Here is a 20,130-nt window from a genome sequence, read left to right as displayed (position 1 = left end):
GGATGATTGAACCGATGAACGATTTTTTGATTGCACCCTCCATACTGTCGGCTGATTTTGCACGCCTAGGCGAGGATGTGAGCAATGTCCTGGCGGCCGGTGCGGATGTGGTGCACTTCGACGTGATGGACAATCACTATGTGCCGAATCTGACCATAGGTCCCATGGTTTGTCAGGCGCTACGCAATTACGGTATTCAGGCGCCAATCGATGTGCATCTGATGGTGAAGCCAGTGGATCGTTTGATCCCGGATTTTGCCAAGGCAGGTGCTTCCCTGATTACCTTTCACCCCGAGACCTCTGAACACATCGACCGCAGTTTGCAGTTGATCAAGGATCATGGCTGTCAGGCTGGCCTGGTGTTCAACCCGGCGACACCGCTGCACTATCTGGACCATGTGCTGGATAAGCTGGACGTCATCCTGCTGATGTCGGTCAATCCAGGATTCGGCGGGCAGAGTTTTATCCCGGGTACCCTGGATAAGCTGCGTCAGGTTCGTCGTCTGATTGATCAGAGTGGTCGGGATATCCGTCTGGAAATCGACGGTGGCGTCAAAGTGGATAATATCCGCGAGATTGCGGCAGCTGGTGCCGATATGTTTGTCGCCGGTTCTGCCATTTTCAGCCAGCCCGATTACAAGGCGGTGATCGATCAGATGCGACATGAACTGGCTCAAGTCCGTGGCTGAACAAGGCCGTAAGAGCTCCGCCATTGACCTGCTGTTGTTTGATCTGGATGGCACTCTGATTGACAGTGTGCCCCAGTTGTATCTGGCGGTTGATGCTGCCTTGCAAGCCTGTGGTTTACCGGGAGCCACGCTTGAACAGGTAAAAGAGTGGATTGGCAACGGCGCCGATATGCTGCTGCGTCGCGCCATGACGCACTCTTACGAGGTGCTGAACGATATCGATCTGGGACTGCTCGCCCGGGTTCGTGCCGAGTTTGATGCTCGCTATCTGGCTGGACTGGACCGGAACTTTACCCTGTTCCCCGGGGTATCGTCGGTGCTACGTCAGTTACATGCCGTCGGTTACCGTCTGGCTGTTGTGACCAACAAGCCCCATCCTTTTGTGGCGCCCTTGCTGGCGGAAGCGGGTTTGAGCTCGCTGTTCGACTGCGTTCTCGGCGGCGATCTGTTACCGCAGCGCAAACCGGATCCGGCGCCTCTGCTGCATGTGTGTACGCAATTGCAGGTGTCACCGGCGCGAAGTCTGATGGTCGGTGATTCCAGAAATGATGTTTTGGCGGCGCGAGCGGCGGGGATCCCCGTTGTCGGCCTGACCTACGGTTATAACCATGGTGAACCCATAGCGGCCAGCGAGCCGGATTGGGTCATGGATCATTTTTGCCAGCTCGGCGACTTGTTGCTGGCGCATTGACAGGGAATTGAGAAGCTCATGACGAAACCCATTGTGTTAAGCGGTGCCCAGCCTTCCGGGCAATTGACGATCGGTAATTACATGGGCGCGCTGCGCCAGTGGGTGCGCATGCAGGATGATTATGACTGCCTGTATTGCATCGTGGATCTCCATGCCATTACGGTGCGCCAGGATCCTCAGGCGCTGCGCAAGGCCTGTCTGGATGCCGCGGCCTTGTACCTGGCGGTCGGTATCGATCCGGACAAGAGCACTGTCTTTTTACAATCTCATGTCCCGCAGCATGCGGAGTTGGGATGGGTGCTCAATTGCTATACCCAGATGGGTGAGCTGTCCCGCATGACCCAGTTCAAAGACAAGTCCCAACGGTACGAGAATAACGTCAACGTCGGTTTGTTTGGCTATCCGGTGCTGATGGCGGCCGATATTCTGCTGTATCAGGCCAATCAGGTCCCTGTCGGTCATGATCAGAAGCAGCATCTGGAGTTAACACGCGACATCGCCTATCGTTTCAATACCTTGTATGGTGACATCTTCACCATGCCGGAGCCTTTCATTCCAGAACAGGGCGCCCGGGTGATGAGCTTGCAAGAGCCGACCAAGAAGATGTCGAAGTCCGATGACAATCAGAACAACATCATCGGCCTACTGGAAGATCCCAAGTCGATCATCAAGAAAATCAAACGGGCAATGACAGATTCTGAAGAGCCGCCAGTGGTGCGCTATGACATTGCCGAGAAACCCGGTGTCTCTAATCTGCTGACCTTGATGCATGGCGCGACGGGCCAATCGATTGTCGATTTGGAACAGCATTTTGCCGGCAAGATGTATGGCCACCTCAAAGGTGAGACGGCTGATGCTGTGGTGGCTCTGCTGGAGCCGGTGCAGCAACGCTTCCATGAGTTGCGTGCCGATGAAGCCCACCTGCTGACGGTATTGAGCCGTGGTGCCGATAAGGCTCGTGCCCGCGCCGAACAGACGCTGCAACAGGTCTATGCGGCGGTCGGGTTTGTGCCTAAAGTTTAACAATATCCAGCCCGCGCCGGTTTGACGGCGCGGGGTTTTCTATCCGCCGCCACGGGTGTGCGGTTTTTATTCCCCGATTATCGAAGAAGACATGTCCCAGACTGAACAGATTGAACCCCACGAACTGGAAAGCAAAGATTACTGGCTACGCCGTTTTCGCAAAGCTAAAACATTGAAGACCTTGGAGTTGATGGTTCCTAAAGCGGTCGATCAATACCATAAGCAAGCACCCGTGCTGGCAGCTATCTACTTGGCTGAATGTCAGCGCGAGCGGGAATTGGAGTACGGTGTTTTATTGAATCGCTGATCTCCCCTGCTGATATTCTTCCCGCAGGAACTGAGCGGGGAGCTGACAAGCTTTGTCACAATTTGCGTCTGATTTTGACAAAGTAATGTCTTTTGCTCGCGATATACTGGGGTCATCCTTGTCCCTGCCTGTTGTCATCCTATGCGCACATTACGATTCGGCGCGTTACTGCTGCTGACGTTGATCGTTGCTGGTCTCTCTTATTTTATCGTTGCCGCTTCCGGCTCTCATCCTCCTGCTGTTGTGGCCCGAGCGCCGACCCCGGTGCGGGTCATTGATGTACCGCTTGCCAAGCGGCCCAGTCAGTTGCCGCTGGTTGGTAAACTGCAGGCCAGACAGTCGATTGTCATCACTCCGGAAGTGAGTGGCCGCATCACAGCTCTGCCCGATACGACCCGTGGTGAGGTTGCAGCCGGAGCGCGATTGATTCAACTCGACAATGCCAAGCAACAAGCCGCACTTGCCGAGGCCGAGGCGTTTTTGCGCAATGAACAACGCAAATTACGCGACATGCAGCGGCTGGCGCACAAGGGCGTGGTGACGCAAAACGATCTGGACGGGCAAACTGCAGCCGTTGAACAAGCTTTGGCGCGGCGGGATATGGCTGCCTTCGAGTTATCTCAACGTCGTTTACTCGCGCCGTTTGCCGGGCGCGTCAGTCTGTTTGATGTCAGTCTCGGTGCTCTGGTCAACCCGGGGGAGACCCTGCTGCACTTGGATGATCTGGCGAGTATGCGGTTGGATTTGGCGGTTCCGGAGCGCTATTTCTCCCGCTTGCAGCCCGGGACAGAAGTCATGGCAGTGACGGCCGCTTGGCCTGATCACACCTTTAGCGGCACCCTGGAGGCCATCGATAGTCGGGTGGATGCGGATTCGCTGAACCTCAAGGTCCGCTTCCAGTTTCCCAACCCTCAGCGGTTGCTGCGTCCTGGGATGCTGATGCAGGTCACCCTACCTTTTGCCAGTGAGCCTCTTCCTCTCATTCCGATGCAAGCGGTGGAGTTTCAAGGCAGTGATCGATTCGTCTATCTGCTTGGCCCGGAGAATCGGGTGAGGCGGCAGGCGGTAGTCTTGGGTGAGTCGGCTGACAGTCAGGTCAGCGTTCTCTCCGGCCTGAAAGCCGGGGATCGTCTGGTGGTTGAAGGCCTGGTGGCGCTCAAATCGGGACAACAGGTCAAGGTCATCTCCGATACCGAGCCGACTTCCGCCGCCACGTCTACCGGAGTGCAGCCATGATCCTCTCGGATGTCTCGATCCGCCGACCGGTTCTGGCTCTGGTGATGAGCCTGTTATTGCTGATCTTCGGCTTGGTGGCTTTCTCGCGCTTGGCGGTGCGTGAGATGCCGGATGTGCAGAGCCCATCGGTGAGTATTGTTACCACCTATGAAGGGGCCGCGCCGGATATCATCGAAAATCAGGTCAGCAAGCCGCTGGAGGATCAGCTCTCCGGCATTAGCGGGATCCGCAACATCATCTCCACCAGCCGCAAGGGGCGCAGCAGCATCACCATCGAGTTTCAACAGGGTTGGAACATGCTCGAAGCCCTGTCTGATATTCGGGATGGAGTGTCCCGGGCGCGGCGCCAACTGCCGGACGATATTGATGAGCCTGTGGTCTCGCGGGAGAACGGCGAGGGGGAGGTGGCCATCTGGTTAAACTTCTCCAGCCAATTGATGGATCGGGTGGCGCTGACCGATTACGCCAACCGCAGCCTCATCAAGTCCTTGAGTCTGGTCAATGGCGTCAGCTCGGTGAATTTATCCGGGGACCTGGAAAAGGTGATGTACATTCGCCTGAATACCGCCCAGATGAGTGGTCTCGGGGTCGCCGTCAACGATGTGCTCAACGCTCTGGCGCGGGAGAATATCGAGTTGCCGGGCGGCGAGATCCGCAATGCCAGCATGGTCTTCCCGGTTCAGCTGGAGCGTCAGTTTCAGGATGCCGCCAGCTTCCGCCGTTTGCCGTTGCTGACCCAGGCCTCGGGAAAGGTCCTCTATCTGGGGGATGTGGCCGATATCGAAGAGGGCGCGAAGAATGAAGCCAGTGCCTACCAGCGTAATGGTCAGGTCAGTGTCGGTATCGGCATCATTCCCCAGTCGACCGCCAACCCGCTGGAGATGGCCAATGGCGTGGTGCGGGAAGTTGAACGACTACAACGCTTTCTCCCGGCGGGCGCCGAGTTGGTGGTGGATTACAACAGCACTCTGTTCATCCGCCAAGCCATCGATGAGGTCTATCTGACGTTGGCTATTGCCGCAGCTCTGGTGGTCGCTGTGTTGTATCTGTTTATCGGCCAGTGGCGGGCGACGCTGATCCCGGCGGTGACAGTTCCGGTCTCGCTGGTCGCGGCCTGTATCGGTGCCTGGTATTTCGGCTTCTCAATCAACCTCATCACCCTGCTGGCGCTGATCCTGGCGATCGGTCTGGTGGTCGATGATGCCATCGTGGTGGTGGAGAATATTCACCACCATCTGCTGCAGGGGCGCACGCCCCTGCTGGCTGCCTGGCATGGTACCCGGGAGGTCGGGTTCGCGGTCGTGGCGACCACGGCGGTGCTGATCATGGTGTTTTTGCCGATTGCCTTTATGCAGGGCATGATGGGGCGTTTGTTCACTGAGTTTGCGGTCTTCCTTGCACTGGCGGTGTTTTTTTCGGCGCTGGTCGCTCTGACATTGTCACCCGCCATGGCGGCGCGGCTGTTGAAGACGCATGAACAGAGCAACGCCCTGACCCGACGTTTGGAAGCTGGCATGACCCGACTGGAGCACAGTTACCGGTGCGGATTGGCCTGGTTACTTCAGCGCCCCTGGATTGCGCCTCTGGTGATGCTGCTGGTGCTGATCGCCATTGCGGCGCTCTATATGCGAGTGCCGAGCAATCTGGCTCCGGTCGAGGATCGCGGCGTCATCTACGTCATGGTGCGAGGGGCGGAAGGGACCAGTATCGAGCGGATGAAAAAGAATATGCAACTGGTCGAACAGCGGCTGTTGCCCTTGGTCGGCCAAGGGGTGGTCAGTGCCATCAGTTTCAGTACTCCGGCGTTTGGCCGGGGCGGGGATCAGACCGGCATGGTGACGGTGCAGCTCACCGACTGGGCGGAACGCCAGGAAACCGCCCAGCAATTTTTGGCGCGCTTGCCGCGCTTGTTACAGGGCATTCCGGATATTTCCCTGCGACCGTTTCAGCCCGGATTTCGCGGCCGCTCCCAGGCGCCGGTGCAGTTTGTGCTGCAGGGCAGTGATTACGCCGAGCTGAACCAGTGGGCGCTACAACTCAAGCAAGCGGTGGCGCAGAGCCCGGTACTGGAAAACCCGGATCTGGACTACACCGAGCAGACCCCCGAGTTGCGGGTGCGGGTCGAACGGGAGCGGGCCGCCGAGTTGGGTATTCCGCTGCAGGATATTGGCCAGGCTCTGCAAACCCTGCTGGGCGGTACCAGCAAGACCACCTTCATCGAGAAGGGGGAGGAGTACGATGTCTACGTGCGGGCCGATCCGCAGCGCTTCATCAGCGGCAACGATCTCAGCCATCTCTACCTGAGATCCGCCAAGGGGGAGATGGTGACTCTCTCTACCCTGGCTCAAGTCGAGGTGATCGCCTCGGCGCAACGACTCGGGCACTATCAGCGGCAAAAAGCCATTACCCTGAGTGCCTATCTGCCTGTCGGTCAGACTCAGGGTTCGGCGCTGGCCTGGCTGGATCAGTGGGCGGCGGACCACCTCCCGGCCGGTATTACCGTGGATTATGCCGGTGAGTCGAAGGATTACCGGGATTCCCAAGGGGATGTGCTGGCGGTATTTGCACTGGCGCTGCTGGTGGCTTTTCTGGTGATGGCGGCACAGTTCGAAAGCTTTCTGAATCCGCTGGTGGTGATGTTCACCGTGCCGCTCGGCATCCTCGGTGGTTTGTTGGGACTGTGGTTACTGGGTCTGAGCCTGAACCTGTACAGCCAGATTGGTATGCTGTTGTTGATTGGTATGGTGACCAAGAACGGTATCCTGATTGTCGAGTTTGCCAATCAGTTGCGCAGTCGTGGCCAGGATTTTTTCTCGGCGATCCTCGATGCTGCCGTGCGGCGGTTACGCCCCATTCTGATGACCTCGGCAACGGCGATCATCGCGGCGATCCCCCTGATGCTCTCTCGTGGCGCGGGTTACGAGAGCCGGGTGGCGGTGGGGACTGTAGTGTTTTTTGGGATGTTACTGGCCACCTGTGTCACTTTGGTGCTGGTTCCTGCTTTCTATCGTCTATTGGCGCGCCACACTCAGGCTCCAGAACGACAGAGCCAACTGCTGGAACAAGCCCTGGCGGCGGAGCGAACGACTCGGGATGACAGGAGTTCGTTAGGCGGATCCAGTCCGGATCCTGCTGCGGATAGCGCTAATTCATCCGCTAATCCATAAGATGGCCGTGTCGTCGCGATGGGGCGGCGACACGGCTGGGGTATCTGTTCTGGATGCCTGTCCACGCCCGACTGACATGGTGTCAGAGCACGGGCGCGACATCCGCCATGGCCTGCGCTGCGGATGGCCTATTGCTGGGGATCTTGGTCTTGTAACAACGATGACTCCGCTCGCATTCGTTGCGCTTTTTCCTCGAGTGAACCGATCGATTGCTGCTGAACTACACCGTGGAATACCGGATCCTGCGCCACTTCTTTGATACCGTTGATGCAGAATTGTGCTCCCATGCAGATCAGCAAAAAGCCCATGATCCGTGTCATGGCATCGATTCCGGTGGCACCGAGTAATTTGCATACCGGATCGGCCAGCTTCAACACTCCCCAACTCAGCAGCGTCATCAGTGCAAACGACAGCACTACGGCGCTGTAAATGGTCAGCCGGGAATACTCAGCGGGCAGTTCGGCAATTTGTGCGGCTCCGCTGATCACCAGCGCCATGGTTCCTGGTCCGCACAGGCTCGGCATGGTCAGGGGAACAAAGGCAATATTCTGATCCGGATCCACACTCTGGGTGGCTCCCGGTGAGGGGAATAACATGCGAAAGCCGATGAAGCCAATGATGAGGCCGCCACCGAGTCGTAGCCCCGGGATCGAGATGCCGAACAGATCCAGAATCGAGGAGCCGATAAAAAAGCTGATACATAGGGTGCTGAACAGGTAGACGGCCGCCATGTTGACCTGGCGGCGCACATGCTCCCGGGACATGCCTTTGCTCAATCCCAGCAGCAAAGTGGCCGTGGTGGGGGGGTTGACCATGGGCAATAGGGCCAGCAGGGAAAGAAATACGATCTGAAAGAACATGGTTGGGCTCTTGGTGATGACTATGTTGATGATGGCCGAGTTATAGGGGGTAACGGAAGGAGGTGCAATGCTTGAGTCCGGCTTTTGTCGTTGAATTCATATTCCGTTCAGTGTTCCGTTATGCTTGGGGTTCGAGTCTGCTTGTGCTTCAGGTACACTGACGCCGTTGAAGAGGGGTCGTCTGGCGGCCCGATATCCTTCGTACGGAGAAGTGGCAGCCGATGATACTGCTGATTGATAACTACGATTCCTTTACCTACAACCTGGTGCAATATTTCGGCGCGCTGGGGCAGACGGTCGTAGTCCGGCGCAATGATGCCATTACCCTGGATGAGATCGCGGCGCTGGCGCCGGAACGGCTGGTGATCTCTCCCGGCCCCTGCACCCCCGATGATGCGGGCATCTCGATGGATGCGATCCGCCATTTTTCCGGCCAGTTGCCCATTCTCGGCGTCTGTCTGGGTCACCAGGCATTGGCTCAGGTGTTTGGTGGGCGTGTCATTCGGGCTTCTCGGGTCATGCATGGCAAGACCTCGCAGGTCCGGCATTCGGATCAGGGCCTTTTCAGCGGCTTGCGCAATCCGCTGACGGTGACCCGCTATCACTCCCTGATTGTCGAAGCGGAAACCTTGCCGCCGATTCTGGAAGTGACAGCCTGGAGTCTGCCCGATGAGCGGAATCCGGTATCTGAAATCATGGGGGTGCGGCATCGCCAACTCCCCATAGTCGGGGTGCAATTCCACCCCGAGAGCATTCTCAGCGAACAGGGAATGGAACTGCTGGCCAATTTTGTGGCGTTGCGTTGAAGGATGGTGCGAGCTCCATCACGCGCCAGGATCTTCTTCACAAGCCAGGTTGGGCAGCTATGCTGAAGTGAACCGGGGGCGCATGGGGCGTTCCCGGCTGGAGGACTCATGACTGAATTACAATTGACCACGCCAGATGATTGGCATCTGCACCTGCGGGACGGCGCCATGCTCAACGAGACGGTTCCGGCTACGGCGCGTGCGTTTTCCCGTGCCGTGGTGATGCCGAATCTGGTGCCGCCGGTGCTGGATGCGGCGGCGGCCTTGGCATACCGGCAGCGTATCGAGGCGGCCCGCCCCGAGGGCAGCTCATTCACGCCACTGATGACTCTCTATCTGACTGATGCGACCACTCCGGAAATGATCCGTGCCGCCCATAGCAGCGGCGTGACCGCGGTGAAGCTCTATCCGGCTGGGGCTACGACCCATTCGGATTTGGCGGTGACCAGCCTGGATCGTCTGGAGCCTGTATTCGACACCTTGGCCGAGCTGGGGATGCCATTGCTGGTGCATGGTGAGGTGACTGACGAAAACGTGGATATTTTCGATCGGGAACGGGTGTTTATCGAACGTCATTTACAAGGACTGGTGAGCCGTTTTCCACAACTCAAGGTGGTTCTGGAACATATCACGACGGCCCAGGCGGCGGAATTTGTGCTGGCTTGCTCCGACAAGGTGGCAGCGACTCTGACGCCCCAGCATCTGCTGATGAACCGTAATCATCTGCTGGTGGGCGGGATCCGTCCACATAACTTCTGCCTGCCGGTACTGAAACGTCGCCGTCACCAGGAGGCGTTGCAGCAGGTCGCTATCAGTGGTAATCCGAAGTTTTTCCTCGGTACCGACTCTGCGCCCCACCTGCAGGAGCGTAAAGAGAGTCCCTGCGGCTGCGCCGGTTGCTATAGTGCTCCCGCTGCTATCGAGCTGTATGCCGAGATCTTCGATCAGCTGGGGGCGCTCGATAAACTGGAAGCTTTCGCCAGCCACTTTGGCGCCGACTTCTATGGCTTACCCCGCAACCAGGGCACTGTGACCCTGAAGAAGGAAAGCTGGCAGGTTCCCGAACGCCTGCATCTGTTGGGCGGCCAGGTGTTGGTCCCTTATTGGGCTGGGCAGCCTTTGAACTGGCGTTTGGTGAACCAAGCCTAGTCGGATCCTCGACCGGATTTTTGCCAGTTAATCGTTTGGTTCGCGTCCATAGCAAGACCGTTAGTGGTGATGCCACTGACGGTCTTTTTTTCTATGGGGCCGGTCCCTCCTCATGCCAGCTAGTTAGCGAAGGCGAGAGCGGGAAATTGGTTGCGTTACGCAATTTTTTACCCTGCCCCTGATGCAATCCCGAAAAAGTGATGTATTATGCAAAAACACTGATTATTTTCTCACAATTGAGATGGCGGCAGGAAGGAATAGCAGATGGAACAGGTAACACGGGCTTGGTTCGATGAGGTGGTAGTGCCGACCTATGCGCCCGCACAATTTATCCCGGTTCGGGGCCTGGGCTCCCGGTTGTGGGATCAGCAGGATCGCGAATATATCGACCTTGCTGGCGGCATTGCGGTCAATGCTCTGGGCCACTGTCATCCGGCGCTGGTCAAGACGCTGACCGAACAGGGGCAGAAACTTTGGCATGTCAGTAACTGGATGACTAACGAGCCTGTGTTGCGCTTGGCTCGCAAGATGGTGGATGCCACCTTTGCCGATCGTGCCTTCTTCTGTAATTCAGGCGCCGAAGCCAACGAAGCAGCCTTCAAGCTGGCCCGCCGCTATGCCCATGAGCAGCATGGGGCACAGAAGGATCAGATCATCGCCTTCTTCCAGGGCTTTCACGGCCGGACCTTCTTCACCGTCAGCGTGGGTGGCCAAGCCAGCTATTCCGACGGCTTCGGACCCAAGCCGGGTCAAATCCAGCATGTGGCCTATAACGATTTGGCCGCATTGCAAGCGGTGATCTCGGAGCGGACTTGCGCTGTGGTCATGGAGCCGCTGCAGGGGGAGGGTGGGGTCTTGCCCGCCGATCTAGCCTTTGCCAAGGCGGTGCGGGAGCTGTGTGATGCTCATCAGGCCCTGTTGATTTTTGATGAAGTGCAAACCGGCATGGGGCGTACCGGCAGTTTGTTTGCCTATATGCAGTTGGGCGTCGAGCCCGATATTCTGACCACGGCCAAGGCGCTGGGTGGCGGATTCCCGATTGGCGCCATGCTGACTCGCGAGGCGATTGCCCAGGTCTTCAAGCCCGGCGTACACGGCACCACCTTCGGGGGCAACCCGTTGGCCTGTGCTGTGGCCGAGACCGCCTTCGATCTGATCAATGATCCTGCTCTGCTGGCCGGAGTGAAGGAGCGCGAAGGCTGGTTCCGTGAGGCTCTGGCAGTCATCAATGCCCAGTATCACTGCTTTAGCGAGGTGCGTGGCCAAGGTTTGTTGTTGGGGGCGGTATTGGCCCCTGAATATCAGGGCAAGGCCAAGGCGTTTGTGGACGCCGGGATCGAGCAGGGCGTGCTGGTGTTGGTGGCCGGGGCTAACGTGGTGCGCTTTGCGCCGGCACTGAATCTCAGCCGTGAGGAGTTCGATCTGGGTATGCAACGTTTTGCGGCCGCAGTGGCTGCTGTGATCGCTGCCTGATTGAGACCGCGACCCGCGGCCCTGCACTCATCTCTCCCCAGAGCCTGTGACTGGGGTGGACAGAGCAAATGCAACCAAGCCGAACCTTGTGGTTCGGCTTGGTTGTTCTAGGCTGCTGCTTATTCCGGATGGGAGCCATTCTAAGCCGAGTGGTGCGTCAACAACTGGGCGAGGATGGCCAAAGCCCGGCTGAGTTCTTCCCGCGTAGCGGTGGCCATTAATCCCAATCGTACGGCGGCAGGTGTCACCTGCCCTCGGGTGGTGAAATAACTGGCAGAAGAGACCAGTACGCCGGCCTGCTCGGCTTGCTGGCTGAAGTGTTCGGCGCTGACGCCTGGGGGCAGACGCAGCCAGCCATGCAGTCCTCGTAGTTGGTGCTGATAGCGGCTACCCAGCTGGTGATAGGCCAATTGCTGACGTGCCTGTGCCTCTTGTAATTGGGCTAAGCAAATTTGCTCGGCATCGCCGCTGTGGATCAGCTGGCAGCTCAGCTCTATCCCTAATGGCGATGGCATCCAGATCTGGGTCCGGATCACGCGCTGCACGGCTTCCGCAGCCGCAGGCGGCAGGCACAGAAAGCCGGTGCGCAGACCGGGCAGCAGACACTTGGATAGGCTGGTCAGCGACAGGGTGCAATCCGGGGCGAGTTGGTATAACGAAGGCAGCTGGCCGCGAACGGTAAAACCGTAAATATCATCGTCGATCAGGGTCAGGCGATAGCGTCGCGCCACGGCGATCAGCTCCTGTCGGCGTCGCAATGGCATGATGGCGGTGGTGGGGTTTTGTTGACTGGCGGTCACAAACAGCAGCCGCAACGGCATCCGGGCACAATACTCAGCTACCGCCTCGGGGAGTAATCCCTGTTCATCCATGGCGAAGCCCTGCAGGGGACGCCCCAGCCCCTGACACAGGGCGATCAGTCCCGGGTAACACAGACTCTCGGCACCTATGATTTCACCCGGCTCACTCAATGCCAGCAATAATGCCTGCAACCCTTGCTGCGCGCCGTGTACTGGCAGGAGGTGATGTCCATCTGCCAACGGGATCCCCAACCAGCGTAACCACTCCAGAGCGGCATTATGCTGGTGGGGCAACAGCGCCTGGGCTGGATAGCCCAGTTGCTGGGCACTGAGCTGTCCGGCCAATAGCGGCAGCATGCGTTGCAAGGCGGGCTCAGCCAGTGCCAGCAACGGCTGGATGATGCTCAGATTGAGCGGGATCTCGGGGCCTGGACTGCGGATCACCTGCTCCAGCGCCAACTGTCCGCTGACAAAGGAGCCTTGACCTACCCGGCTATGGACCAATCCCTGCTGCTCGGCAAGACGGTAGGCGCGAGCCACTGTGGTGGGATTGATCCCGAGCTGCTGTGCTAGTTGGCGGATCGGGGGCAAGCGTTGTCCCGGGCGTAAGTGTCCGGTGTGGATGTCGGCTTGCAGTCGGGTGGCTAATTGGCCGTAACCGGGATGGAGCAGATCGGCAGGAAACCAGTTGGTCATACAATTCCTTATTTTGTATGACTCATATTGTGCGCCACAGATGGCCACTTGTCTTGAGCCCGTTGTCGCCGGGCCGTAAGGTGGTGTCACTGTCTGGCAGAGCATCCTGCCCCTATCCACCATGGGAGTTCGACGATGAAAGTAGCATTTATCGGTTTAGGCGTTATGGGATACCCGATGGCGGGGCATCTGCAACGCTTGGGTCATGAGGTCTGTGTCTACAACCGCACCACAGTTCGGGCAGAACGTTGGGTTGCGGAATATGGTGGCTGCCTGGCTCTGACCCCGGCGGAAGCTGCGGCAACGGCAGAGTTAGTACTGCTCTGTGTCGGGAATGATGAGGATGTTCGATCTGTGGTGTATGGCGAGCAAGGTGTTCTGGCGAGGATGGCGGCCGGGAGCTTGCTGGTGGATCACACCACCACCTCGGCGCTTCTGGCCGAAGAGCTAGCCCTGCGCTGTGCCGGGCAGGGCGTGCGCTTTCTTGATGCTCCAGTTTCCGGTGGGCAGGCCGGGGCTCAAAAAGGGAGTCTCAGCATCATGATCGGGGGCGAAGAGGCGGATATGGAACGGGCCCGGGAGGTACTGAGTTGTTATGGACAGCGCATCACCCGGGTCGGACACCATGGTGCCGGTCAGCGCTGCAAAATGGTTAACCAGATCTGTATTGCCGGTATTCTCCAAGGCTTGGCCGAAGGTTTTACCCTGGCCAGGGCTAGTGGCCTGGACATTCAAACCGTGGCCGGTGTGTTAGGCGGCGGGGCAGCGCAATCCTGGCAACTGGATAACCGGGCAACCACCATGGCGGCCGGCGAGTTCGATTTTGGTTTTGCCATCGAGTGGATGCATAAGGATCTGGGGTTTTGTTTGCAGGAGGCCGAGCGTTTGGGCTTGACCCTGCCCATGACCCGGGATGTCGATGCCCAGTATCAGGCATTGATGGCGCGTGGGCTGGGGCGTTGTGATACCTCGGTGCTTATCCGCCAGTTCGACTAGGTTCGTCAATTCGATTCGGCTTATCCATTCGATCCGGCTCGACCGTTTGAGCGGGGTGACTCTCTGCCTGCTCTGTCATCTGTGACAGGGGAGGCAGTTCATTCGATCCAGCAGCGGGAGGACTTGCGTGGAGTCGAGTGATCGCTCTATGCTCGATGGCCTGCAACCATTGCGGCATGTGGAGGTCGAAATGCCCTGTACCCCTGTGCGAGCCGTGTTGTTTGATGCCTATGGCACTCTGTGCCAGATCAGCGACCCGCGACGTCCCTACCAGCGACTATCCCGTCGTGTGACCAATCGGGTGTTATTTACCAAGGCGGTCATGACCCAACCCTTGACCCTGCGTCAGGCGGCGTATCGGGCCGTAGCTCAGGTTTCCGAAGCTGAATTGAGTCGGCTGGAGCAAGATCTGGCGCAGGAGCTGGCGAGCATCCGTTTGTTCCCGGAAGTAGTCGAGGTGCTATCGACCCTGAAGGCCAGAGGCTATCGTCTCGGCGTCATCGCGAATCTGGCACAACCTTATGCCTTGCCACTCCAGCAATTGCTGCCTTTCGAGCTGGATCTCTATGCCTGGTCATTCGAGCAGGGTCATCCCAAACCGCACCCGCAGCTTTACCGCTGGGCGTGCGATGGGCTGGCGACGCCCCATGACGCCACCTTGATGGTGGGGGATACCCGGGTACCGGATTTTCACGGTGCCCAGGCCTGTGGTTTGCAGGCGCGCTGGCTGCGTCGCCGGGCGCTATTGCCTAGTAGTGAATCGCAGACGTTGCATGACTTATCATCATTACTCGACCAATTGCCTTAGCGCTGTCGCTGCTCCGTCATGGCTCAACATCATTCGCGGTGGCTGTGAGAGCGGGTGGCATGATGCGGTTTCCGGCCTCCATGATGGCTTGGCGTAACCAGATATGGGCCATGTCATGATGTAGCAGCGGACTCCAGACCATCATCAATTCGATAGGCGGTATGGGCAGTGGCGGTTGCCGCAGCTGTGCCTGTTGCCGCTTGAGTGCCAAAGCTGCAGCCCGAGCCGGGATGGTGGCGATCAAACCACTTTCCAGCGCCAGATCGATGGCCACATGATAGTTCCGGGTGAAGACTCGGATATGCCGGCTCAGCCCTTGGCCCGCCAGCGCCTGATCGACCCAGCCGAGCTTTTGCAATTCGTTGAGTCCTATACCCACCCCGACTCCGTATCCGGTCTTGCTGACCCAGACATGTTCTGCTGCCAGATAGTGTGTCGGATCCCACTGCTGGAGTGCCGGATGGTCGCTTGCCAGCAGGCAGAGGAACTCATCGCGCCAGATCCGTTTCTGATGAAAAGAGTCCGGGAGCTCGGCAAATATGTTCAATGCCAGATCGACACGCCCCTCCTCCAGTTCATGAAAAGTCACATCGCTGGGCGTCATGATATCCAGAGTGATGCCGGGAGCCTGGTCCCCCAGTTGCCGTAGCAGGGTCGGTAGCAAGGTGGATGCCGCGTAGTCACTGGCCATGATCCGGAAGCGACGTTGGCTCTGTTCCGGAGCGAAAGCATGGACTGGAGACAAGGTAGCCTCCAGTTGCAAGACCAGTTGCCGGATCTCCGGCTGCAGGGTCCGGGCTCGGGGTGTGGGTTGCATGCCGGTTTGTGTGCGTACCAGCAATGGATCCTGAAACATCTCCCGTAGCCGCTTCAGCCCGTTGCTCATGGCCGGCTGTGTCAGCCCCAGTTGGGCGGCGGCTCGGGTGACGGATTGTTCGCGCAGCAGCACATCCAGATAAACCAACAGATTGAGATCGTAGTGACTGATATTCATGAGAGTAATCCTAATGGCGTATCTCATTAATCTAGTTAATCTCCCGTGCTGGTAACAGCAGGAGTTGCTTGGGGATGGTAATAATCAGCGCGTATGAGCGTCTAGGCTCTCGCTGGCCGAGTCAACAAGCCCCAAGGGGAGAGGCTGGGTGTGCAGGGAAAAAAACAAAGCCCGCAGGCTGCGGGCTTTGTCGAGCTGGACTGGGTGATCAGCGGGTGCCGAATACCACTATGGTCTTGCCATGGGCAGAGATCAGGTTCTGATCTTCCAGCATCTTCAGGATCCGCCCCACGGTTTCGCGGGAGCAACCGACGATCTGGCCGATTTCCTGACGGGTGATCTTGATCTGCATACCATCCGGATGGGTCATGGCATCCGGCTGGTGGGCCAGATTCAGCAACGTCTGGGCGATGCGGCCGGTGACGTCCAAGAAGGCCAGATTGCCGACCTTCTCGCTGGTGGTCTGCAGGCGACGCGCCATTTGCGAGGAAAGACGGATCAGAATTTCCGGGTTGACCTGGATCAGTTGGCGGAATTTCTTGTACGAGATTTCGGCCACTTCACAAGGGCTCTTGGCGCGCACCCATGCGGTACGAGTCGGATTTTCACTGTCATCAAACAGTCCCAGCTCGCCGATGAAATCGCCCTGGTTCAGATAGGAGAGGATCATTTCCTTCCCTTCTTCGTCCTTGATCAGCACGGCGACCGAACCCTTGACGATGAAGTAGAGGGTTTCAGCTTTCTCACCGGCATGGATCAGGGTGCTCTTGGCGGGATATTTGTGAATGTGGCAATGAGACAGGAACCATTCCTGAGTCGGGTCAGTTTGCGGCTTGCCAATAACCATTGTGAGTCCTCTTGATTACACTACCCAGTGACCAGAGTCCTGGGTCTTATCCTTAGAATCGATGACCTAGCATACGGGGCACGAGCCCCAAATGGCAAGATACCTTGCTTCAGCCAGGGGTTTTAAGACGTGAGCCGTGTCTCCGGATTGATTCACCCGGAGGCTGGAGTCGATGTTGATACCTCGACTCCGGATAGAGCTATTACGCTAAGGCTGGATAGTTGTTCAGCCTGAGGTATGGCAAGCATCATACCCATGGCGGTAAGGAAACCAAAAGGGTCTGCGGAGCTCTGCGCCAGTTGTACTATGAGGTTGTGATCCTGATCACTGGCATGATTGGTCAAAGTTCAGGTCATGGTCTACCGCGGTAAAAAAGGCAGGATCCGGGGCTCGCGGTGGCGGGTGACCTCCGGTTGTTTATCAACCGGCTGTCGGGGCATTCAGTCCTCATCCTGCGAGGAGCGGGCCTGCAGTTCATGCCGAGGCATGATATTGACGGTTTCATGCAACTCGCTAAATACAATCACCGCCTCACCTTGCTGCAAGTGTTGCCGCACATGGGCCACCTTGTCGGCCAGCGGGATCTCTTCTGCGCCATAGTCGGTACCTTCTCGCAGCACAAAGTGCTCAATCAGGTTATTCAGCGTCTCTGCGTCTAGCTCTTGCCAGGGGATCAGCATGGGAACCTCGTGGGTGACATTACATAAAATGTTGGGTTGGCCCCGGACTTTCCAGGAGCTGACACAAGGTAGTGAGCGCTTGATCCAGGGCCTGATTATCCAGAGGGTGGCTGATGGACAGGCGCACGGCCTGCGGCGATGGAAAGTGGCCAGCGGCAAACAGTTCAGCTCCGGCGAGACCAATCCCGGCGGCCTCTGCGGCCTGAATCAAGGCTGCCGAGCGCCAGTGGGCTGGCAACTCCAGCCAAGCGTGCATACTACCGTCCTGATAGTGCAAGTTGAAGCGCCCCAGATGGTGCCGTAACAGTTGGGCACGCTGTGCCAGTTGCTGGCGTTGCTGCAGCAGGAGCCTATCCGCTTCGCCCCCTTCCATCCAGCGGCAAGCCAGCTCGACCAGAAGTGGGCTGACCATCCAGCTGGCTCCGCGGATCGCCTGACTGGCCGCCGCTTTCAGCGCTGCAGGCACCAGCATGTAGCCAATGCGCAGGCCGGCACTAGTGCCTTTGGAGAAACTACCCAGATAGATGACGCGCTCCGGTGCCAGATTGACCATGGCCGGAGGGCGGTGTTCGGGTAGCAGACCATGGACATCATCCTCGATGACCCAGAGTTGATAGCGTTCGCAGATGGCCAGAATGGCATGTCGGCGTTCGACACTCATGATGGCGGTGGTCGGATTCTGCAAGGTGGGGATCAGGTACAGTGCCCGATAATGTCCGCTTTGACAGGCTCTCTCCAACGCATCGGGGAGTAGTCCCTCGGCATCCATCGCCAGCCCTTTGAGTTGCAAATGCAGGGGATGCGCCAGGGTATTGAGCCCCGGGTAGGTCAGACCCTCACACAGCAGGCTTTCACCGCACAGGCCGAGCGTCATCAAGCTGAGCAGCAGGCCATTTTGCGCGCCGTAATTAAATAACAGCCGCTCGGGATCGGCCGTTATGCCATGGGTGGTGAGCCAGTCGCAGGCTCGTTGCCGCTGACTGCAGCCGCCCTCGGCGCTGTCATATTCCATCAGGGCATTGATTTGCCCTGGCTCCTGCATCAGGACTTGCATGGTGTGCATAAAGGGTTCGGTACGATCCAGGGCGACCGGCAGGTTTTGCCACAGCTCGATTCGCTCCGGATTGGGTTGCCGGATATGCCAGGCGCGAGCCTGGTTGGATTGCAGATCGCGGACATAGGTACCGGATCCGACTCGGCCCTGCAGCAGCCCCAAGTGTTCTGCCTCGCTATAGGCGCGAGTGACGGTACCGACAGTGACACCCAGACGATCCGCCAGGGCGCGGTGAGTCGGTAGCCGCTGGCCACTCGGCAGTGTGCCACTGGCGATGTCATCGCGGATGGCTTCCAGCAACTGACGGTAAAGCGGCCCGCGGCCACTGAGGTGAGGCGTCCAGATTGTCATGGTGACAATAAATCCGTTGATCCTGAATTGTCATCATAATACCGTGGGTTTGTGCCGTAAAACAGCACAAATGTGAACTTCCCTCTATTTTGTATCGATACAATGTTGGCATCCGGATGCATTTTCTTTACGTCAAAGAGAGGCTGTTATGGCGTTAGAGTGGTTATTACCCCTAGCTGGATTCGCTTGGGTTACTTGTATTACACCGGGTCCGAATAATGTGCTATTGACGGCATCGGGCGCTCGGTTTGGATTTCGTCGAACCTTGCCCCATGTGATCGGTATTTCGGCGGGTATGGGCGTCATGCTGTTGTTGGTGTCGCTGGGGCTGGGGGCTTTGTTCCAACAATGGCCGCTAGGGCAAACGGTGTTGCGGGTGCTGGGATCGGGTTATCTGTTGTGGCTCGGTTATCTGATTGTGCGTTCAGCCCCGTTAAATAGTCAGGACCAGGGCCCACTGGCGTCAGGATCTGCAACACAGCAGCCCTGGGCGGTGCATCAGGCATTGCTGTTCCAGTTTATCAATCCCAAGGCCTGGCTGATGTCCATCTCGGCGATTGGCAGTTTTACCCTGCTGGGGAGTGATTACTGGCTCTCGGTTGGGTTACTGATTGGCGTGTTTTGCCTGATCTGTCTGAAAACCTGTCTGGTCTGGGCCCAATTCGGTGTGCAAGTCGGTCGTTGGTTGCGTTCGCCCCGGGCGTGGCAACGTTTCAACCTGGTCATGGGATTACTCACCGCTGGGTGTGTGGTGATGATCTGGCGTTAATCCGGCGAACATGAGAATCTGCCGCTGATTTTTTTGCCATGAGGTTCCGGGTCCAATCGCGTTGGCCGCCTGTATCTGGAACTGTGCATTCGATGATGAGGAGTTTGGATGGATTTTGCCTGGTTTCTGCCTTTGTTGGGGTTTGCGCTGATCACTTGCGGCACCCCGGGACCGAATAATATGTTGCTGACGGCGGCGGGAGCGAATCTGGGGTTTCGTGCCAGCATGCCGACGCTGGTGGCTGTAGTCAGTGGCTTGAATCTGATCATGCTGGCCACGGCACTGGGGCTGGGTGTGGTGTTTGCTTCACAACCCATGCTGCATCAGGGGTTGCGCATCATCGGCAGTGGCTATCTGCTTTGGCTGGCCTGGAAGCTGGCCCGAGCCGGTGAGCCCGGTGAGCGTCAGGTCTCGGAGATGCCTGGTTGGCATCAGGCCGCATTCTTGCAATTACTGAATCCCAAGGGCTGGTTCATGGCGTTGTCGGCGGTGGGCGGCTTTACGTTGGCGGATAGCAGCTACTGGCCATCCGCCATAGTAGTACTGGCGACTTTCTTTGCCATGGGTCTGATTACAGGTGCATTTTGGGTGCTGTTCGGAGCTCAGGTTCGTCGTCTGATCCGCACCGCCCAAGGTTGGCAACGCTTCAATCTATGCATGGGGGTGTTAACAGCCGCCTGCGTGGTGATGGTCTGGATGTAGATTTGGGGTTGCCTCAGGGCCCCTCACTCGCT

19 protein-coding genes are annotated in these 20,130 nt (G+C 57.9%); 13 read left to right on the top strand and 6 right to left on the bottom strand.

Translation table 11 applies throughout. The features are described from left to right. Positions 1-14 precede the first annotated feature (14 nt). The 6 genes from rpe to ACZYUB_RS01700 all read left to right on the top strand — a co-directional run bounded on the left by rpe (position 15) and on the right by ACZYUB_RS01700 (position 7,113). Positions 15-689 carry a ribulose-phosphate 3-epimerase gene (gene rpe / locus ACZYUB_RS01725; RefSeq protein WP_463945015.1) on the top strand — a complete coding sequence of 225 codons (675 nt, stop codon included), beginning with the start codon at positions 15-17 and terminating at the stop codon, positions 687-689. After that, entirely contained in the window at positions 664-1,380 is a 717-nt protein-coding gene (locus ACZYUB_RS01720; RefSeq protein ID WP_463945014.1) for a phosphoglycolate phosphatase, read from the top strand. Before rpe ends, ACZYUB_RS01720 begins: the two co-directional genes overlap by 26 nt. Positions 1,381-1,398: 18 nt before the next feature. Then, positions 1,399-2,403: a tryptophan--tRNA ligase gene (gene trpS, locus ACZYUB_RS01715; RefSeq protein WP_463945012.1), complete on the top strand. Its 1,005-nt coding sequence runs from the start codon at positions 1,399-1,401 to the stop codon at positions 2,401-2,403. 91 nt (positions 2,404-2,494) lie between these two features. After that, entirely contained in the window at positions 2,495-2,710 is a 216-nt protein-coding gene (locus tag ACZYUB_RS01710; RefSeq protein WP_463945011.1) for a hypothetical protein, read from the top strand. A gap of 141 nt (positions 2,711-2,851) precedes the next feature. Next, complete coding sequence (locus ACZYUB_RS01705) at positions 2,852-3,946, top strand: efflux RND transporter periplasmic adaptor subunit (protein ID WP_463945009.1); 1,095 nt, start codon at positions 2,852-2,854, stop codon at positions 3,944-3,946. Next, positions 3,943-7,113 (top strand): efflux RND transporter permease subunit, encoded by a 3,171-nt coding sequence (locus ACZYUB_RS01700; RefSeq protein WP_463945008.1) that lies wholly within the window; start codon positions 3,943-3,945, stop codon positions 7,111-7,113. Before ACZYUB_RS01705 ends, ACZYUB_RS01700 begins: the two co-directional genes overlap by 4 nt. 128 nt (positions 7,114-7,241) lie before the next feature. Here ACZYUB_RS01700 and ACZYUB_RS01695 read toward each other — a convergent pair whose 3' ends face one another. Then, on the bottom strand, positions 7,242-7,973 hold the full coding sequence (locus ACZYUB_RS01695; RefSeq protein ID WP_463945007.1) for a MarC family NAAT transporter: 732 nt from the start codon (positions 7,971-7,973) through the stop codon (positions 7,242-7,244). Between the two features lie 221 nt (positions 7,974-8,194). On the opposite strand from ACZYUB_RS01695, the gene ACZYUB_RS01690 reads away from it, so the two are divergent. The 3 genes from ACZYUB_RS01690 (at position 8,195) to ACZYUB_RS01680 (ending at position 11,401) form a co-directional block, all read left to right on the top strand. Beyond that, complete coding sequence (locus ACZYUB_RS01690) at positions 8,195-8,779, top strand: anthranilate synthase component II (RefSeq protein ID WP_463945006.1); 585 nt, start codon at positions 8,195-8,197, stop codon at positions 8,777-8,779. A 108-nt stretch (positions 8,780-8,887) separates the two neighbouring features. Further along, positions 8,888-9,928 (top strand): dihydroorotase, encoded by a 1,041-nt coding sequence (pyrC, locus tag ACZYUB_RS01685; protein ID WP_463945004.1) that lies wholly within the window; start codon positions 8,888-8,890, stop codon positions 9,926-9,928. Positions 9,929-10,192: 264 nt separating this feature from the next. After that, positions 10,193-11,401 carry an aspartate aminotransferase family protein gene (locus ACZYUB_RS01680; protein ID WP_463945003.1) on the top strand — a complete coding sequence of 403 codons (1,209 nt, stop codon included), beginning with the start codon at positions 10,193-10,195 and terminating at the stop codon, positions 11,399-11,401. Between the two features lie 140 nt (positions 11,402-11,541). Here ACZYUB_RS01680 and ACZYUB_RS01675 read toward each other — a convergent pair whose 3' ends face one another. Beyond that, positions 11,542-12,897 (bottom strand): aminotransferase-like domain-containing protein, encoded by a 1,356-nt coding sequence (locus ACZYUB_RS01675; protein WP_463945001.1) that lies wholly within the window; start codon positions 12,895-12,897, stop codon positions 11,542-11,544. 135 nt (positions 12,898-13,032) lie between these two features. Here ACZYUB_RS01675 and ACZYUB_RS01670 point away from each other — a divergent pair, with 135 nt between their 5' ends. Beyond that, positions 13,033-13,893, top strand: coding sequence for an NAD(P)-dependent oxidoreductase (locus ACZYUB_RS01670; RefSeq protein ID WP_463944999.1), 861 nt, complete (start codon positions 13,033-13,035; stop codon positions 13,891-13,893). 127 nt (positions 13,894-14,020) lie between these two features. Next, complete coding sequence (locus ACZYUB_RS01665) at positions 14,021-14,701, top strand: HAD family hydrolase (RefSeq protein ID WP_463944997.1); 681 nt, start codon at positions 14,021-14,023, stop codon at positions 14,699-14,701. 16 nt (positions 14,702-14,717) lie between these two features. Here the strand turns inward: ACZYUB_RS01665 and ACZYUB_RS01660 are convergent, their stop codons facing one another. The 4 genes from ACZYUB_RS01660 to ACZYUB_RS01645 form a co-directional block, all read right to left on the bottom strand. Beyond that, on the bottom strand, positions 14,718-15,695 hold the full coding sequence (locus ACZYUB_RS01660) for a LysR family transcriptional regulator (RefSeq protein ID WP_463944995.1): 978 nt from the start codon (positions 15,693-15,695) through the stop codon (positions 14,718-14,720). A 208-nt stretch (positions 15,696-15,903) separates the two neighbouring features. After that, positions 15,904-16,542: a cAMP-activated global transcriptional regulator CRP gene (crp, locus tag ACZYUB_RS01655; protein WP_463944993.1), complete on the bottom strand. Its 639-nt coding sequence runs from the start codon at positions 16,540-16,542 to the stop codon at positions 15,904-15,906. Between the two features lie 440 nt (positions 16,543-16,982). Further along, positions 16,983-17,222 carry a YheU family protein gene (locus ACZYUB_RS01650; RefSeq protein WP_463944991.1) on the bottom strand — a complete coding sequence of 80 codons (240 nt, stop codon included), beginning with the start codon at positions 17,220-17,222 and terminating at the stop codon, positions 16,983-16,985. A gap of 19 nt (positions 17,223-17,241) precedes the next feature. Next, a complete protein-coding gene (locus tag ACZYUB_RS01645) occupies positions 17,242-18,627 on the bottom strand; it encodes an aminotransferase-like domain-containing protein (RefSeq protein ID WP_463944989.1) in 1,386 nt (461 codons plus the stop codon). Between the two features lie 148 nt (positions 18,628-18,775). Here ACZYUB_RS01645 and ACZYUB_RS01640 point away from each other — a divergent pair, with 148 nt between their 5' ends. Then, positions 18,776-19,396 (top strand): LysE family translocator, encoded by a 621-nt coding sequence (locus ACZYUB_RS01640; RefSeq protein WP_463944987.1) that lies wholly within the window; start codon positions 18,776-18,778, stop codon positions 19,394-19,396. 108 nt (positions 19,397-19,504) lie between these two features. Beyond that, positions 19,505-20,098 carry a LysE family translocator gene (locus ACZYUB_RS01635; RefSeq protein WP_463944986.1) on the top strand — a complete coding sequence of 198 codons (594 nt, stop codon included), beginning with the start codon at positions 19,505-19,507 and terminating at the stop codon, positions 20,096-20,098. The last annotated feature ends 32 nt before the right edge of the window (positions 20,099-20,130 follow it).

The sequence above is a fragment of the Pseudaeromonas sp. HNCC25DJ182 genome, assembly GCF_055413365.1.
Note: the sequence above shows the minus strand (reverse complement) of the source record. Positions and strands in the feature narration are given on the sequence as shown.

What these genes read in the sequence shown, in the direction of transcription:
- ACZYUB_RS01700 (WP_463945008.1), top strand. Translation starts at nt 3,943, where the DNA reads ATGATCCTCTCGGATGTCTCGATCCGCCGACCGGTTCTGGCTCTGGTG.
- ACZYUB_RS01670 (WP_463944999.1), top strand. Translation starts at nt 13,033, where the DNA reads ATGAAAGTAGCATTTATCGGTTTAGGCGTTATGGGATACCCGATGGCG.
- ACZYUB_RS01710 (WP_463945011.1), top strand. Translation starts at nt 2,495, where the DNA reads ATGTCCCAGACTGAACAGATTGAACCCCACGAACTGGAAAGCAAAGAT.
- ACZYUB_RS01690 (WP_463945006.1), top strand. Translation starts at nt 8,195, where the DNA reads ATGATACTGCTGATTGATAACTACGATTCCTTTACCTACAACCTGGTG.
- pyrC (WP_463945004.1), top strand. Translation starts at nt 8,888, where the DNA reads ATGACTGAATTACAATTGACCACGCCAGATGATTGGCATCTGCACCTG.
- ACZYUB_RS01675 (WP_463945001.1), bottom strand. Translation starts at nt 12,897, where the DNA reads ATGACCAACTGGTTTCCTGCCGATCTGCTCCATCCCGGTTACGGCCAA.
- ACZYUB_RS01660 (WP_463944995.1), bottom strand. Translation starts at nt 15,695, where the DNA reads ATGAATATCAGTCACTACGATCTCAATCTGTTGGTTTATCTGGATGTG.
- ACZYUB_RS01680 (WP_463945003.1), top strand. Translation starts at nt 10,193, where the DNA reads ATGGAACAGGTAACACGGGCTTGGTTCGATGAGGTGGTAGTGCCGACC.
- crp (WP_463944993.1), bottom strand. Translation starts at nt 16,542, where the DNA reads ATGGTTATTGGCAAGCCGCAAACTGACCCGACTCAGGAATGGTTCCTG.
- ACZYUB_RS01705 (WP_463945009.1), top strand. Translation starts at nt 2,852, where the DNA reads ATGCGCACATTACGATTCGGCGCGTTACTGCTGCTGACGTTGATCGTT.
- ACZYUB_RS01635 (WP_463944986.1), top strand. Translation starts at nt 19,505, where the DNA reads ATGGATTTTGCCTGGTTTCTGCCTTTGTTGGGGTTTGCGCTGATCACT.
- ACZYUB_RS01650 (WP_463944991.1), bottom strand. Translation starts at nt 17,222, where the DNA reads ATGCTGATCCCCTGGCAAGAGCTAGACGCAGAGACGCTGAATAACCTG.
- ACZYUB_RS01720 (WP_463945014.1), top strand. Translation starts at nt 664, where the DNA reads ATGAACTGGCTCAAGTCCGTGGCTGAACAAGGCCGTAAGAGCTCCGCC.
- rpe (WP_463945015.1), top strand. Translation starts at nt 15, where the DNA reads ATGAACGATTTTTTGATTGCACCCTCCATACTGTCGGCTGATTTTGCA.
- trpS (WP_463945012.1), top strand. Translation starts at nt 1,399, where the DNA reads ATGACGAAACCCATTGTGTTAAGCGGTGCCCAGCCTTCCGGGCAATTG.
- ACZYUB_RS01695 (WP_463945007.1), bottom strand. Translation starts at nt 7,973, where the DNA reads ATGTTCTTTCAGATCGTATTTCTTTCCCTGCTGGCCCTATTGCCCATG.
- ACZYUB_RS01640 (WP_463944987.1), top strand. Translation starts at nt 18,776, where the DNA reads ATGGCGTTAGAGTGGTTATTACCCCTAGCTGGATTCGCTTGGGTTACT.
- ACZYUB_RS01645 (WP_463944989.1), bottom strand. Translation starts at nt 18,627, where the DNA reads ATGACAATCTGGACGCCTCACCTCAGTGGCCGCGGGCCGCTTTACCGT.